Annotated in this window: 8 protein-coding genes and 1 pseudogene; all 9 read left to right on the plus strand. The window is 31.1% G+C overall.

What is annotated here, in order from left to right; translation table 11 throughout:
* The first annotated feature begins 7 nt into the window (after positions 1-7).
* Positions 8-2,587 (plus strand): CD1108 family mobile element protein, encoded by a 2,580-nt coding sequence (locus HGPG_RS00660; protein ID WP_016502699.1) that lies wholly within the window; start codon positions 8-10, stop codon positions 2,585-2,587.
* A 14-nt stretch (positions 2,588-2,601) separates the two neighbouring features.
* Positions 2,602-2,841, plus strand: a complete 240-nt coding sequence (locus HGPG_RS00665) for a hypothetical protein (protein WP_001080402.1) — start codon at positions 2,602-2,604, stop codon at positions 2,839-2,841.
* Positions 2,828-4,411, plus strand: a complete 1,584-nt coding sequence (locus HGPG_RS00670; RefSeq protein ID WP_019124127.1) for a stalk domain-containing protein — start codon at positions 2,828-2,830, stop codon at positions 4,409-4,411. The genes HGPG_RS00665 and HGPG_RS00670 overlap by 14 nt, the downstream gene beginning before the upstream one ends.
* A gap of 14 nt (positions 4,412-4,425) precedes the next feature.
* Positions 4,426-5,289: a CD1107 family mobile element protein gene (locus HGPG_RS00675; protein WP_019124128.1), complete on the plus strand. Its 864-nt coding sequence runs from the start codon at positions 4,426-4,428 to the stop codon at positions 5,287-5,289.
* Positions 5,290-5,363: 74 nt separating this feature from the next.
* Complete coding sequence (locus HGPG_RS00680; RefSeq protein ID WP_016502696.1) at positions 5,364-5,975, plus strand: DUF6088 family protein; 612 nt, start codon at positions 5,364-5,366, stop codon at positions 5,973-5,975.
* Complete coding sequence (locus HGPG_RS00685; RefSeq protein ID WP_016502695.1) at positions 5,968-6,951, plus strand: nucleotidyl transferase AbiEii/AbiGii toxin family protein; 984 nt, start codon at positions 5,968-5,970, stop codon at positions 6,949-6,951. The genes HGPG_RS00680 and HGPG_RS00685 overlap by 8 nt, the downstream gene beginning before the upstream one ends.
* Positions 6,952-7,043: 92 nt before the next feature.
* Positions 7,044-8,765, plus strand: a complete 1,722-nt coding sequence (locus HGPG_RS00690; RefSeq protein ID WP_019124129.1) for a DNA topoisomerase 3 — start codon at positions 7,044-7,046, stop codon at positions 8,763-8,765.
* Positions 8,758-9,708 carry a DNA cytosine methyltransferase gene (locus HGPG_RS00695; protein ID WP_016502693.1) on the plus strand — a complete coding sequence of 317 codons (951 nt, stop codon included), beginning with the start codon at positions 8,758-8,760 and terminating at the stop codon, positions 9,706-9,708. Before HGPG_RS00690 ends, HGPG_RS00695 begins: the two co-directional genes overlap by 8 nt.
* Positions 9,709-11,509: 1,801 nt before the next feature.
* A pseudogene (locus tag HGPG_RS00700) lies at positions 11,510-17,353 on the plus strand (helicase-related protein); the annotation flags it as partial.
* Between the last annotated feature and the right edge of the window lie 13 nt (positions 17,354-17,366).

Consider the following 17,366-nt stretch of genomic DNA (forward strand, 5'->3'; position numbering starts at 1 on the left):
GTGTGATATGGATAAAAAACTAAAAAAAGATTTTCAAAAGAAAATTATACGAAATAGGGATGATCCTGAAAAAAATATGGATAGTAAACTTGTTCATTCAGATGATTATACCAATAAGATAATTAAGACTAAGGATAGGTTCGGAGATAAAATATCAGAAAAAGAATCTAAACTTTTCCATGAGAATGTATTATCTAAAGATCAAAAACAAGATAAACTAAAAGATTTTCAGAAGTCTAAAAACAAGGAAAGAATTAGAAAAGAGGTTTTAGAAAATAAGGATAAGGCTGGAGAAACAAAACAAGCTAATCTTGAAATAAGGACAGATGAAAGCATTAAACTTGATGAAGATTTAGATGTAGATATCAAAAAGGTAAATTTTGATAGTGAAAACAGTAGAAATATTAATTCTAATAAATTAACAACAGATGATATTTCAGCTAAGGCTCAATCAATAAACAATAAGAAGCCATCAAGTAAAAGACAAGTTCTCAAAAATTATGAGGATAAACTTATCCATAGTAAGGATAAATTCCAAGACAAAATCAACGAGAAAGAGTCTAAGCGAATCCAGACAAGTGAAGATAAACCTATTGAAGCAAAGAAAAGCAAGAGAGTATATAGAAAAGATAAGCTTGTTAAAGATGAAGTAAGTAAGAACGAAAGTAATACTAATATCGATAAAAAGCAAAAGCAGAAGCTTTATCAAGAAAAGAAGTTTAGAGATAAGGAAAAAATTTCTAAAGAAATAGATAAAGAGAGTAAGCTAAGCCAAGTTCATACAGAAAAAACTTGTGATAATTCTGAGATTAAAGACAATAAGTCTGAATTTATAAAAGATGAAAAGGAAACAAGCCTTAAACCTTCAGAACAAAAGAAAGTTAATAAAAAGAATACTTACTACAAAAGAAAAAATTATGAAAGTGATAAATTCACTCGAAAGAAAATCGATGACTTAAAAAATGAATCTAAGAAAGGTACAACGAAAGATTCTAAGAAGGCACAAGATGTTAAAGATTTTATCTCAGACAAAAAGATTGGAGAGCTTGAAAAGTCTAAAAGTAAGCTAAAGGATAATATCTTAAAAAACAAAACTAAAGGAAGTCTATCTTCTGGGGTTTTATTATCTGGAGCTAAGTCTTCAGAGTTAGTGAGAGATTATCTAAGTTCAGGATCTGACAATACAGGTGTAGAATCTGGAGAAAAGGCCGCTAATGTAAGCTCTAAACTCCAGCATGGAATAAGGAAGTATAAGCTAGATAAAAAGAAAAAGTCCTTAAAAAAGCTATCTAAACTTGATAAGAAAATAAAAAAGAGAAAAAGCAAGTTGGAGTTTAAAAGTGGCTTGGAAGATTTAAAAAAATCAGATGCCTATATAAAGAAAAATAGATTTAAGAAGTTTTACCAGAGAAAGCAAATGAAGAGCATGATAGCTAAAAAGCACGAAACAAGACTTGTAGATAGAGTTAAAAAAGCTATTTTAAGTCTAGGTAAGGCTTCTAAAGAGCTGATTGTTAGAAAAAGCAAGATGGTTCTATTTCTAGTAATAGGACTAGGTCTTATGCTATCAATAATGATTGGTGGTGGAAGTGTTGGTATGAGTGGACTAAGTAACTCTGTTAACTCAGTAATGACAACAACATACCTATCACAAGATACAGTTCTAAGTGAAGTTAATCAAGAATTTTCAGCAATGGAGTATGACCTACAATCACAAATCGAAAGTGTAAAGACAAGTCATCCTGGATATGACGAATATATTATAAATAAAGAAGGAGAAATTGGTCATAATACCCATGAACTTTTATCCTATATAACTTCAAGATGTGGAGAAGTAAAATCAGCATCTGAAGTAAAAGGAATTTTAAAAGAGCTTTTCGATGAGATGTATAAGCTTGATTTTAAGGAAGAAATTGAAATTAGAACAAGAACAGTAGCAAGAACTAGATATGATAGTCGTGGCAATCCTTATACTAGCTATGAAAAAGAAGAGTACGGATATAAAAAGTTAATTGTAACTTTAAAGAAAAAAGAAATGGATGAAGTTGTTAGAGAAATATTTAGAGATTATCCAGACAATGTAGTTCATTATGAAGCTCTTCTTGAAGCTAAGGGGAATATGGGTGATGTTTTTGGATCAGGTAATGGGGACTTAGGAGAAATAGTAGATAATCCAAACTTTGGAAATCCTGGTCTTGCTTTTGATTCAGCTACTGCCAAAGCCTTATTTAATGAAGCAGAAAAACATATAGGCAAAAGATATGTGTTTGGAGCAAGTGGACCATCTAACTTTGACTGCTCAGGATTTGTATGTTGGTCATTTACAAAGTCTGGTGTAAAGAGTATGCCAAGAACAACTGCATGGAGAATATACAAAGACTATTGTAATCCAGTAAGTCCAAGTGAAGCTCAACCTGGAGATATTATATTTTTCCACTCAACATATAACAGTGGAACTCCAATATCTCATGTAGGAATATACGCAGGTAACGGAATGATGATTCACGCAGGAGATCCAATTCAATACACATCAATAAATTCAAAATATTGGAAATCACATTTTTATGGTTTTGGAAGACCAAGATAGAAGGGAGATATTATGTGAACAGAAAACTTATAAGTATTAGAAACAAAAAGAAAAAAATAGAAGAGAAATTGAAAGATTTAAATGCAAAATACAAGGAAATTTGCGATGAAGAAATACAAGTTGAAAATGAAGAAATAATTGTAACTCTTAGGAGGAACAATATTAGCTTGGAAGAATTAATGGAGAAAATCAATGATAGAAAAAGAGAAGAAAAATTAAAAGAAAAGGAGAACATTCATAATGAAGAAATTTAACGCGAAAAGATTAAGAGCCTTTTTTATGGCTCTTTTATTAGTTTTAACATCAACTTCAACTACTAATGTACTAGCTAAAGCAGATGATACAGATGGTAGTAAAAAAGTGATAGAAAGTTCTATAAGTAATATTAATGATTTAGAAGATCAAATAAAAGACTTAAATGAAAAGAAACAAAAAGACCAATCAAAGATAGATGAATTAAAGGAAAAGCTAGAATCTTGCAAAGATAATGGAGAGAAACTAAAACAAGAAAAGTCTAAGTTAGAAGAAGAAATTAGAAATAAAGATAATAAGATTGCTCAATTGAATAAAGAAATTGAGGATCTTAAAAATTCTAATAATGATGAACTAATAGCAGAAATTACTCAGCTTAAAGATGAATTAAAAAGATTGCAAGATGAAAATGCAAAACTAAAAGAAGATTATTCATCTACAAAATGGGAGTTAGAAGCTGAGAAAGAAAAGACCGATAAAAACGAAAATAAAATCAAAGAAATGCAAGAAAATCTTGAGTCTTTAGAAAGAGAACTTGCAAAGAAGACTAAAGAAATCGAGGATAAAGATAATAAAATTAAGGACTTAGAAAAAGCTCTTGATGAAAAAGATAATAAGATAAAAGAATTAGAGAATAAAAAGAAAGAAACAGAAAATTCTAAGTCAGAATGCTTTAAGAAGATTGAAGAGCTTCAAAAGGCTATTGATAGTTTAAAAGAATCTTCTGAAAATACTAAAAAGGAATTAGAAGAAAAAATTAAAGAACTAGAAGAAAAACAAAAAGCTTCTGAAGAAGAAATTAAAAAGCTAAAAGAAGAATTAGATAAGAAAATTGAAGAAGCCAAGAAGTTAATCGAGGAAGCAAATAAAAAAGATAAAGAAGAACTTGAAAAACAAGCTAAAGATGAAAAAGATAAAAATCTAAATCAAGACTTATCTAAAAAATTAGATGAACTTCTAAAACTCCAAAAAGAAAACAAAGAGAAGAAAGAAGATAAGAAATCTCAAGATAAGAAGTGGGACGAACTTTTGAAAGCTGATGACAAGAATATACTAAATCAATTTGATCTTAATAAGATGAAAAAGCAAGAGGAACAACAAGGTGAAAAACAAGTTAAAGATGAAAAAGAATTTGCAGTTTTCCAAGTAGACAAAAACTTTTATAACATTATCAATAAAGATGGTAAGACAACTGTCTATATGGATGTAAAAACTTATGTAGATCAAGGAAGAACTATGATTCCAGTAAGATATATTGCTTATACTTTAGGCTTTAATGTTGAGTATGACAACTCTACTCGTGAAGCTATTTTCTCAAATAAAGAGAATAATATCTTAGCTAAAAAGACATTAAGACTAAATATTGATACTGGTGTTATGAAAGACTCAGATGGAAAGGTCTACAATTCAGATGTTAAGCCAGTGATTATAAACGGAAGAATTCATGCTTCAATTTCAAATATTGCCAAAGCTTTCGGAGCTAGTCATGGAGATATTAAAGATGGCAAAAACCAAACAATAGAATGGGACAATGCTAGAAAAGCAGTCTATGTATTTAAAAATGTAAAATAAGAAAGGATAGAAAAATGAATAAGAGTATTAAACGAGGAGTAGCCATAGCGTTACTCCTTTTTACATTTACAGTACCAAAAGCTACATTTGCGATGACAAATGAAGGGCAAATAGAAAGTCAAAATGAATCAATCTATGAACCACAAAAAGAAGAATTTGAAAAAATGTTGAAAGATGATGTTTTTACACCATCAAAAGAAGAAATTCCTTATCAAGATGTTCCAAGAATACCAGGAAATACAAGTGAAGCAAACAAGCCTTCAAATAATCCTCCTAAGAAAACCCCACTTGTAAAAGGTGGTAATACAAAGGCAGTAAATAATCTTGCGACACAAGAAAATAAGGCAAGAGGTTCAGTAATTGAAAATGTAGATAGGAATGGAAAAGATATTACACCAAGTGGAGATACAGAAAAAGATAAAGAAAATCCAGTAGATGTAAGACAATTTTTAACATTTCAAACTAAAAGTGGAAAAACTATGCACCTAATAGTGGATCACTCATCAAATCAAGATAATGTAAGATTATTAACAGAAGTAGGAGAGCAAGACCTACTTAATATGATTGAATCAGAAGATAAAAATACTATAAAGGTTGAAGAGCCTAAGAAAGAAGAAGTAAAAAAAGAAGAACCTAAGACTGTTCCAGTAAAAGAAGAAAAGAAAAGCGGGATAGGTTCATTTCTAATTGTTGCACTTGTAATTGGAGGAGTAGTAGGAGCAGGATATTATTTTAAGGTAGTTAAAGCTAAGGAAGATAAAATGTTGGAAGACTTTGAAGAAGATGATGAAGATTATATTAGTGAGTCAGAAGATGAATCTGACAATGAAGAAAGTAATGAAGAATCACTAGATGATGATGACGATGAACTATTATAAGGATATGAAAATTTAATCTAAATTGATTATTTCTCCCGAATATGATACAATATTCGGGAGAAAGGTGGTGCAAAATGAATTCCTATTTAGATCAAATAAAAAATAGAATTAATGATTTTGATAGCAGAAAAGTTTTTATAAACAATGATTTCTTAGATATAGCAGGAAATGAAACTGTTCGTAGAACTTTAAATCAACTAGTTAGTGAAAATAAAATAAAAAGAGTAATTAATGGATTCTATTATAATCCAATATACAGTGAATTAATCGGAGAGTACGAAGCAGTATCAATTCACGAGTTAGCACTTGCCATAGCAAGAAAATACAATTGGAATATTGCACCATATAATAGTACAGCCTTAAACTTATTAGGACTTTCAACACAAGTTCCAACTCACTATAAATATATATCTAGTGGAAGATATAAAGAATATAAAATTGGGGATACGGTTTTAGAATTTAAAAAAGTAAATCCAGGAGAGATTGCTAATATGTCCCTAAAGACTGCAACAGTTATTCAAGCAATTAAGTCTTTAGGTAAAGAAAATATAACCAGCGAAGTTATACAAAAAATAAGAGAAAACTTAAGTGAAAAAGAAAGAATAGACTTAATGAACGAATCAAAATCAGTTCCTGCATGGGTATATGAAGTAATAAGGGAAATTTGTGAGGGCAAAAATGAATAAGTTTTATATAGAAGACAAAGAAGACTTAAGAGTTTTAATAGTAAATACAGCCAGAAAGAAAAATATATCTGAAGCAGTCATTGAAAAAGACTATTGGGTTACTTTTATCTTAGATTATCTATTTAATGAAAACAAATGGAGGGAATATTTTACCTTTAAAGGAGGAACATCACTTTCAAAATGCTTTGGACTTATAGAAAGATTTTCTGAAGATATAGATCTAATCTTAGATTGGCGAGTATTAGGTTACGAAGAAAAAGAACCTTGGTTAGAAAGATCAAATACTAAACAGGATAAATTCAACAAAGAAGTCAATGAAAAGACTGAAATCTTTTTAAGAGATGAATTATTAAAAGTATTAGAACAAGATTTCAAGGACATGGACTTTGAATTTATGATTGATACTCTTGATCCACAAACAATTCTATGTAAATATCCTAAAATCTTTGAATCTAATTATTTGACACAAAATATAAGACTCGAAATAGGAAGTCTTGCAGCATGGACACCTGCAATTGAAGTGGAAATCCTGCCAATAATTGGAGAAGCCTATCCAAATGTTTTTAAAGAAAAAACTAATATAAGAACAGTATCAGCAGAGAGAACTTTTTGGGAAAAAGCAACAATTTTACACCACGAAGCAAATAGACCAGAATCTTCTCCTATGCCACATAGGTATGCAAGACACTTTTATGACTTATATAAAATAGCAAATTCAGATTTCAAAGACAGAGCCTTAGAGGATAAGGAGTTATTAAAGAAAGTAACTGAATTCAAAATGAAGTTTTATCCTAGGAAGTGGGCAAGGTATGAAGAAGCATTAGATGGTAGATTAAAATTAGTCCCAAGAAAATACCGATTTTCTGAAATAGAAAAAGATTATAAGGCTATGTCAGAAATGATATATGGAGAATATCCAAACTTTGAAGAGATTATAAAAGTTCTTAAAGAACTAGAAAAAGAAATTAATAAGTAAATCGAATTCTTCCGAAAAAAATATAATATTCGGGAGAAAAACTTTGAGCGAGAGAGAAATCTTTCGCTCTTTTTTTATTTATGGAGGTATTAATGAAGTTAGTAATAGCAGAAAAGCCTAGTGTAGCAGTTACAATTGCAAAAGTAATTGGAGCAAGAACAAGAAAAAACGGATATTATGAGGGAGGTGGATACATTGTTTCATGGTGTGTCGGTCATTTAATTCAAATGGCAAGTCCAGAAAGACACGATGAAAAATGGAAGAAATGGTCAATAGAAAATCTTCCAATAATTCCAGAAGAATATATTTATGAAGTATCTAAAAGCACTAAAAAACAATATGGAATTTTGAAAAAACTTTTAAATGATAAGAACATCGACACAGTTATAAATGCTTGTGATGCTGGTAGAGAGGGAGAACTTATTTTTAGACTTGTATATAATCAAGCTAAATGTAAGAAGAAGATTAAAAGACTTTGGATATCTTCAATGGAAAACAAAGCTATTGAGGATGGCTTTAGAAATCTTAAAGAAGGGGAAAACTTTGAAGACTTATATAGATCGGCAAGTGCAAGAGCTATTGCAGATTGGCTGGTAGGAATGAATTTAAGTAGGCTTTATTCTTGCATTTACAAGGAAACATATTCTGTTGGTAGAGTACAAACCCCAACCCTATATTTAATAGCTAAAAGGGATAGTGAAATAAACCTATTTAAGAAGAAAAAATATTATACAGTTGATCTATCTTATAAAGGATTGAAACTTGTATCGGATAGGATTGATAGAATTGAAGTTGCAGAGCAACTATTAAATCTGCTAGAAGATGAAATAGTTATTACAGAGGTAGAAGATAAAGAAATAAGCACAAAACCAGATAAGCCTTATGATCTCACGACCTTACAAAGAGAAGCAAATAAATATTTTGGATATTCAGCAAATGACACTTTAAACCTGGCACAAGCTTTGTATGAAAAAAAGCTAATCACATACCCAAGAACAGATAGTAGGTATTTAACCGATGATATGGTTACTACTATGAAAGAATTATTGGAAGGACTTGAAGAAGATTTTAAAATCAATGAATCAAACTTTAAGTCTATTTTTAATTCATCTAAAGTTACAGACCACTATGCAATTATTCCTACTATATCAGGTATTGGAAAAGCCAAAGATTTAACTGATAAAGAAAGTAAAATCTATAATCTAATTAAGGATAAATTACTTGCTTCATGTTCGGATAACTTAAAGGAATCTAGTAGAAAAATCAGATATGAATATGATAAATTTAACTTCAATGCAAGTGGCAAGACTATAATCGATGAAGGTTATACCAAGTATCTAAAGAGCTATGGAAAAGAAAAACAAAAAAATGAATTACCAGATATAAAGACTGGAGATAAAATTAAGCTAACTTCTAAAAATATATCGGAGAAATTCACCAAAGCCCCAAGTCATTATAATGAAGATACACTTTTAAAGACTATGGAGAATGCAGGAGTAGAATCTTTGGATAAAGCTATAGAAGTAGAAAGAAAAGGCTTAGGAACACCAGCTACAAGAGCAGGAATTATCGAAAATCTTATCCATAAGGATCTTATAAGAAGAGATAAGAAAAATCTACTTGTAACAGAAAAAGGCAATAGACTTGTATCGATTGTAGAGGATAAGTTTAAATCAGCAGAAACAACATCTGAATGGGAAATGAAACTTGCAAAGATTAGCTCTGGCGAAGTTGATAAAGAAGACTTTTTAAGAGAAATAGAAGATAGTATAAAGGAGCTTGTAGATAGGTACAAGAATAATCTAAATGAATAAGGTAAAAATATTAGAGCTTTTCGGCGGCATAGGTGCTATTAGAAAGGCTTTTATTAATTTAAAGATACCTTATGAAGTTGTTGATTATGTAGAAATAGATAAGGCTTGTGTTAAATCATACAACGCACTTTATGGAGAAGATTATAAAGCAAAATCAGTAGTAGGATATAAAGCTCCTAATGAGAAGATAGACTTAGTTATGCATGGAAGTCCTTGCCAAGACTTTTCAAGAATAGGAAAAAAGCAGGGAGGAGCAAAGAATTCAGGAACTAGATCAAGCTTACTATTTGAAACAATTAGAATAATTAAAGAAATGAAAGACAAACCTAAATGGATAATTTGGGAAAATGTAAAGGGAGTCCTTGATAGAAATATGAGGGACTCCTTTTTTATTTATCTAAAAGAGCTAGAGAGCCTAGGATATGAAAGCAAGTATAAAATCTTAAATGCAATGGACTTTGGGATACCTCAAAAAAGGGAGAGGATATTTGTTGTTTCATGTCTTGGAGCAAATAACTTTTCTTTTAATAAATTGGAGAGGAAAGAAACAAGACCACTAAGTGAATTTTTTGAAAAGGATGTAAGTGAACTTTATACAATGACCCAACCTTATATGCTGAAATTTTTAAATAAAGGTATAGATAACAGTTTTAGAGGGCGACTAAAAGTGATTAAAGATTTTTCTTATACTATTTCTACAAAACAGATGAGAGTACCTAATTCTGGAATAATAGATATTGGAAATGGTCAGTATAGGTATTTAACAGAAAGAGAATGTTTAAGACTAATGGGTTTTGATGACAGTGATATTAACAAACTAGAAGAAGCACATCCAAGAAGAAAAAATTGCACTTCAAGTAAACTATATAAGCAGGCCGGCAATTCTATTGTGGTCGATATTTTAATGGCTATTATAAAAGAAATTCATAGAATGGAGGTATAAAATGCAAGTAAATGATTTTAAGAATATACAAGAAGCTATAAAATATGAAGTGTTACAAGATGAAAAAGAATATTTAAAACTCTTAAAGGTTGTAGGTAACAATTAAAAATATGATTTTTCTAGCCAACTAAGTATATATAACAAAGAACCTGAAGCTAGAGCTTGTGCGACTTTTGAAATGTGGAAAAAATATTTTGGCAGAGTTGTTATGAGAGGTCAAAAGGGCATTCCAATTTTAGTTGGAAGTGATATAAACAAAAAAGTTTCATATATTTTTGATATTAGTCAGACCACATCAATGGATAGGAATATTAATGAGGTTAGCTTATGGCAATTTGACCACGAAAACCATAACGAGGCTTTAAAAGAAATAATAAATAATTCTTCATTTGAAGCTAGTGATTCACTCAATGAAAATATATTTTCTTTGAGTCGAATTTATGGAGATGAATATATTAACTTGGCTCTTGCTGATTTAAGGATAGATATAGAGGATAGACTTAGTTTTGAAAAGTTTATGAGGGACTCAATATCCTATGCGGTAGCTAATAGGTTTAATACAGCCTACCCTATGGATATGGAAAATTTAAAAAATAATTTTTCTAGGATTAATACAATTTCTTTAGAGCAGATAGGTCTTGTAATATCAAGGGTTAGTGAAGATATTATAGATAGAACAATAGAAAAATCTAAGGAAATGGATCGAGCTAGGCTGCTGACAGAAAGGGCTGGTGGCGACTATAATAGAGATATAGAAAATATAAATGAAGATAGAGGAGGTCAAGATGATTTATATAGACGAGATGATAGGTCAAGAAGTAGAGATGGACGAGTTTTCACAGATGGAAGCGACAGAGGAAATAGCGATGAAGATCGAAGAGAAAACCTTGGACATGATGGAGAAGGATCTGGAATTTATGGAGAGATATCCGAATCCGACATACGCAGTTCTAAGACTGTCTTACCTAGTAGGGAGCGAGGACATGGAGAACTGGAAGAAACTTCAGGAAATGTACGAGGAGAAAACACTTTTGAACCATCTGAAAGAAATTCAGAATCAGGCAGTGGACTTTATCAAGAGAGAGAAAGTCAAGATGATGAAAGCACAAGGATTGACAGAGAAGATGATGAGAGAGAATCCAGAGGAATATCAAGGACAGATGAACAACTTGATGGCAACAGTGAAGAAAATGGCAATCAAGGAATACGTAGAAGCTTAGAAAATGAAATAAGCCAAGAAAAGGAAGCTGATGAAGCTTCTTTTTTTGATAGCAAAACCACTGAAAACAGAAAAGATTACTGGATTGTAGAATTTAATGAAAACCACGAATTAGTTCCCGATTATAGTGCGCAGATAGTAACCAAAGAATTAATAAATGTCCTAAGACAAAAGGATATTGATGTTAAATACCATAATCAAACTCTTGGAGAAAATGAATTTAGAGAAATGACTGATGATTATATCGGATATTTCAAATTCTATTTTGACCACTATGTAGACGGCGAAGTTGTCGAGCATTATAGGATTGACCTTGGTGATGGTGAAGAAGTAAATGAGCGTGAATTTTCATATTTAGAAGAACAAGTTGCATTAAGTGAGGAAAAATCATTACAAGAAGAAGTTAAGGAAAAGATAGAGCCTAAGTTTAAGATAGGTGATCAGGTTAGATATAAGTATAAAGACTTTACTATTACAGATTTTGATGAACTAAGTGGAGGACTTAAAACTGTAACTATCAGAGATAATATGGAATATATGGGAGGTATGATTAGGGGTTCGGAAGTAATTCCATATAGAAACGATTCATACCTTGAAGAAATCTTTGAAAATCTAAGTCAAACATCAGAAAAACTAGCAGTAAAAGTTGGAAAAGAATTTATTTTAGAAAATGAGAATGCTTTTCGTGGAATTAACTTAATTGAAACAGAAACTAAAGTAGAAGTTAATGGAGAAGAATTTTCTTTATATAAGGGCGAAACATTTGAAGAAAGTAGAAAGATTGATGACCTTTTAGATAGTGGAAATTATGAGATATACAAATTACCTGAGCATGAAAATCAAATTGAAAGACAAGTAGAACAAGAAAGCTTTATTGATAACTACAATCCCGAAATTGACCAAATGATGGATAGGTATGATGTCCCAAGGGAAGCAGCCGAAAACTTATTGAGGGGTAAAGAGGATTTAAAAAATCTAGGCTATGAACCTAATAAGGAAAAGCTAAGTTTTGCTAGAAATTATGACTTGAAAAATCATATCTACTCAGAATACCTTACACCATCAGAAAAGCTAGATAAAAATATAAAAGCTATTAAAATGCTAAAAAGACTTGAAAATGAAAATAGGAGTCCAAGAGAATATGAACAAGCCTATCTTGCTGATTATCTAGGCTGGGGTGGTCTTGCCGATGTCTTTGATGAAGAAAAGGGAGGACAATGGCTTGAAGCAAGAAATATTTTAAAAGAAAATCTAACAAATGAAGAGTATTTGAATGCTAAAGAGTCCACTCTTACATCATTTTATACACCTAGAGAGGTAATGGATGGAATATATAAGACCCTAACAGATATGGGTTTTAAGACTGGGAACATCCTTGAACCATCTGCAGGAGTCGGTAATTTCATTGGTAATATGCCAAGTGAAATGAAAGCGTCTAAAGTTTATGGAGTAGAAAAAGACAGCCTAAGCGGAAGAATAGCAAGAGAACTTTATCCTGAAGCTAATATTCAGATTAAAGGCTTTGAAGAAACAAACTTCTCAAATAACTTTTTCGATTTAGTTATAGGAAATGTTCCCTTTGGAGATTTTAAAGTTAACGATCGTGAATATAACAGAAATAACTTTCTGATTCACGATTATTTTTTTGCAAAGTCAATAGACAAGGTTAGGAATGGAGGAATTATTGCCTTCATAACATCATCTGGAACTATGGATAAAAAAGATGAATCTGTTAGAAAATATATTAATGCAAGATGTGAGTTTTTAGGAGCTATGAGGCTTCCTAATACAACATTTAAAGGACTTGCTGGTACAGAAGTTACTTCAGATATTATTTTTCTAAAGAAGAGAGATTCAGTTATAGAAAGAGATGACGATTGGATTCATCTAGCAACTGATAATAAGGGTTTGACTTATAATAAATACTTTGTAGATAATCCTCAAATGGTATTAGGAGATATGAAAGAAGTATCTGGTAGATTTGGAAATACTATTACTTGTGATGAAAGAGAAGATGAAAATCTAAAGGATTTAATGGATCTTGCAAGTAAGGAAATATCTTCAAATTCAAAATATGAAGAGGTCGAGCTATTAGAAGATGAAGAATTAAGTCTTCCAGCAACAGATGATGTTAAAAACTTTTCTTACACTATTATTGACGAAGAAGTTTACCTTAGAGAAAACTCAGTATTAATTAAGCAGAATATATCAGATAAAAATAAAGAAAAGATAAAAGATTATCTTGATGTAATGAATGCTTTAAAAGATGTAATAGAAAAACAAAAGGACGATTTTTCTGATGAAGAAATAAAAGAGTCACAAGCAAAGTTAAATGAGGTCTATGATAACTTTTCAAAGAAACATGGATTTATTAACTCCTTATCAAACACTAGAGCCTTAAAGGAAGACTCAAACTTTCCTTTGGTATCATCAATAGAAATACTTGATGATGAGGATAATTTCAAAGCTAAGAGTGATATATTTTCAAAAAGAACAATAACAAAGGCAAAGGTAGTAGATCATGTAGATACTTCCCTTGAAGCCTTAGTCTTATCAGTTTCACAAAAAGGATATGTAGATTTTGAATATATGGAATCTATCACAAATAAAGATAGGGACACTTTAATTGGTGAACTTGAGGGCGAGATATTTTTAGATATTAAGGATACAGACCTAATAAATAACAGAATGCCTTTCGAGAACTTTGACAATGACGATCCCTTTCATTTTTCATATGTATCGGCTGATGAGTATCTAAGTGGCAATATTAGAGAAAAGATTGGTTACCTCAATTCATATATCGGAGAAATTGAAAATGTAATAGATTTAGCAGCTTCTGAAAAGAAAGACACATTATTAAACGAGTTGGGCAAACTCAAATATCAAAGAGAAAAATTACAAGAAGTTATGCCTGAAGAACTAACTGCTTCTGATATAAATGTAAGGTTAGGAGCAACATGGATACCTCAGAAAGATATAGAAGACTTTACTTTTAATCTTTTAAAAACACCAGGTTATGATAGGTGGAATATAAATGTTAGGTTCTCACCACATACAAGTGAATGGAACATTGAAGGTAAAAGTGTTGACTCGGCTAATGACCTTGCTAACATGACTTATGGTACAAGTAGAGTGAATGCCTATAAGCTAATTGAAAATGCCCTTAACTTAAAAGATACAAAAGTATTTGACCAAGTAATAAACGATGATGGTTCTAAGACTTCAGTATTAAACAAAAAAGAAACTATGCTTGCAAGTCAAAAGCAAGAACTGATTAAAGAAGAATTTAAGAATTGGATATTTGAAGATCCTGATAGAAGATATAGGCTAGAAAAAATTTATAATGAAAAATTTAACTCAATTAGGAATAGAGAATTTGACGGCTCTAACTTAACTTTTGATGGAATGAATACTGAAATCAGACTTAGAGAACATCAAAAAAACGCCATAGCAAGGACTCTTTATGGTGGAAATACACTACTTGCCCATGTAGTAGGAGCAGGAAAAACTTTTGAAATGGTAGCTTCTGCTATGGAATCTAAAAAGTTAGGACTTGCAAGTAAATCATTATTTGTAGTTCCTAACCATCTAACCACTCAAATCGGGAGAGAGTTTATGCAATTATATCCGTCAGCAAACATTATGGTGGCCGATAAAAAAGACTTCCAACCAAAAAATAGGAAAAGATTTATTGGTAGGATTGCAACGGGAGAATATGACGCAGTCATCATAGGACACTCTCAATTTGAAAAAATACCAATGTCTAAGGAATACCAGGTAAGGCATATACAAGACCAAATAGATGATATAGTTTCCTTTATTGATGAGAACAAAAGAAATAGAGGGGAAAATTTCACAGTAAAACAACTAGAAAAGACAAAGAAGAAACTCTTGGTAAGGCTTGAAAAGCTAAATGATGACTTTAAAAAAGATGATGTAATAACCTTTGAAGAACTAGGAGTAGATAAGTTATTTATAGACGAAGCTCATAATTACAAAAACTTATTCTTGCATACAAAGATGAGAAATGTTGCGGGTATCGGTCAGAGCGAAGCCTTTAAGTCTTCAGATATGTATATGAAATGTAGGTATATGGATGAAATGACAGATGGAAAGGGAGTTGTATTTGCTACTGGTACACCAATATCAAATTCAATGACAGAGCTTTATACCATGCAAAGATATCTTCAATATGACGATTTAAAGGCAAGAGGATTAGAACATTTTGACGCTTGGGCTTCTACTTTTGGAGAAACAGAAAACACCTTTGAATTATCTCCAGAAGGAACTGGATATAGGCAAAAGACAAGATTTTCAAAGTTCTATAACTTGCCAGAGTTAATGAGCATGTTTAAAGAAGTAGCGGATATAAAGACTTCAGATATGTTAAATTTGCCAGTACCAGAAGCAAATTTTGAAGTTATTAAAACGAAACCTACTGAGGAACAAAAAGAAATATTAGAAGCTATTTCAGAAAGAGCAGACGCAGTTAGAAACAACCAAGTCGAACCAACAGAAGACAACATGCTAAAGATTACAAATGATGGTAAAAAACTTGCTCTTGACCAAAGATTAATAAATCCACTACTTCCAGATGATCCTAATTCAAAGGTAAATGTATGCGTAAAAAATATATTCTCGATCTGGGATAAGACAAAAGAAAATTTATCGACCCAATTAGTATTTTCGGATATGTCCACACCAAAAGGAGATGGAGAATTTAATATCTATGATGATATTAGAAATAAGCTAGTGAATATGGGAATACCAAAAGAAGAAATAGCCTTTATCCACGAAGCAGATACAGACAAACAAAAAGATGAATTGTTCTCCAAGGTAAGAAGAGGAGAAGTAAGGGTATTATTAGGCTCTACTCAAAAAATGGGAGCAGGTACAAATGTACAAAACAAATTAATAACCTTACACGATTTAGACGTCCCTTGGAGACCGTCTGACCTAGAGCAAAGAAGTGGTAGAATTGTTCGTCAAGGTAATGAAAATGATAAGGTAAATATCTTTAGATATGTAACAGAAAATACCTTTGACGCCTATTTGTGGCAGACAATAGAAAATAAGCAGAAATTCATATCCCAAATTATGACTTCAAAAACTCCAGTAAGAGTTGCAGAAGATGTTGATGAAGCAAGTCTATCTTATTCAGAAATTAAGGCTTTAGCTACTGGAAATCCTCTAATTAAAGAAAAAATGGATTTAGATAACGAAGTTACAAAGCTAAAAATGCTTGAAGCAAACTATAAATCTAATAAATACAAGCTTGAAGATAAGGTAAATAAAATTTATCCTCAAAGTATTTTAAAAACAGAAATGGAAATACAAGCAGTTAAAGAAGATATTGCAAATGTTGAGAAATTAGGAGAGGGAGATAGCAAATTTACTTCAATCACTCTTGGTGCAAATAAAATTTTAGATAAGAAAGAAGCTGGAGAGAAGCTATTAGAAGAAATAAAAAAAGTAAAGATAAATGATAGCAAGGTTATTGGTAAATATAGAAACTTAGACTTACAAGTTTCATATAACTTTATGACTAATACTCATACTTTTAAACTCCTAGGAAAAGCAGAATATTTCGGAGAGTTTTCAAACTCTACTGATGGTAATATAACAAGACTTGATAATGTCATTGAAAAAATGCCTTCAAGACTTGATAGGTTAAATCAAAACCTTGAAAACTATAAAGAATCTTTAGAAAATGCTAAAGTAGAATTAACTAAACCATTTGAAAAAGCAGATGAGTTAAGGGATAAGACACTAAGACTAGCTGAGATTAATAAACTTTTAGATATGGGAGAAGTAGAAGAGTTAGAAAACCAGTCACCACTATTAGAAGATTTAAAGAGGGCGATAGTTGATTATTCTAACTATGAGTTTTCAGAATCTAATAGCTATGAAGACTTCGACAAACTATACACTGATTTAAGTCATATAGGACTTGCCTATACAGAAACACCTGATGGTAAGCATTCTATTCAATATGAGGTAAATTTGGAAGAAAAAACATGGACTCAGTATGTAGATGATGTAGCTATTAAAACAGAATCTTTTGTAGAAGAAGATATATCTAATTCACAAGCTCTTAAAGATATGACTGAAGCCATAAAGATGTCAAGTTTTGATGATTTGGTATCAGTAGATGAAGAAGATTTAAAACAAGCACTAGGACTAGAAATAGATGATGATGGAAACTTCTATGATCCACTAGCAAAAGATCTTGATAATGACGGAATACCAGATAGGTATGACAATGATTTTAAAGACAGTGATTACTTTGAATCAACTTATGATGTAGAGGATAACTTTCAAGCAAGGGAAGAGAAACCATCAATATTAGGACAAATATCAAAATTCAAATCGGAAGAAGAAAAAGATAAAAATCAAGAAAAAAGTGAAAAAGGACAAGAAAGATAGAGGAGAGCGAAAG

This window comes from Peptoniphilus grossensis ph5, assembly GCF_000311825.1.
Classification (GTDB): Bacteria; Bacillota; Clostridia; order Tissierellales; family Peptoniphilaceae; genus Peptoniphilus_A; species Peptoniphilus_A hominis.

What these genes read in the sequence shown, in the direction of transcription:
- HGPG_RS00670 (WP_019124127.1), top strand. Translation starts at nt 2,828, where the DNA reads ATGAAGAAATTTAACGCGAAAAGATTAAGAGCCTTTTTTATGGCTCTT.
- HGPG_RS00690 (WP_019124129.1), top strand. Translation starts at nt 7,044, where the DNA reads ATGAAGTTAGTAATAGCAGAAAAGCCTAGTGTAGCAGTTACAATTGCA.
- HGPG_RS00680 (WP_016502696.1), top strand. Translation starts at nt 5,364, where the DNA reads ATGAATTCCTATTTAGATCAAATAAAAAATAGAATTAATGATTTTGAT.
- HGPG_RS00685 (WP_016502695.1), top strand. Translation starts at nt 5,968, where the DNA reads ATGAATAAGTTTTATATAGAAGACAAAGAAGACTTAAGAGTTTTAATA.
- HGPG_RS00660 (WP_016502699.1), top strand. Translation starts at nt 8, where the DNA reads ATGGATAAAAAACTAAAAAAAGATTTTCAAAAGAAAATTATACGAAAT.
- HGPG_RS00675 (WP_019124128.1), top strand. Translation starts at nt 4,426, where the DNA reads ATGAATAAGAGTATTAAACGAGGAGTAGCCATAGCGTTACTCCTTTTT.
- HGPG_RS00695 (WP_016502693.1), top strand. Translation starts at nt 8,758, where the DNA reads ATGAATAAGGTAAAAATATTAGAGCTTTTCGGCGGCATAGGTGCTATT.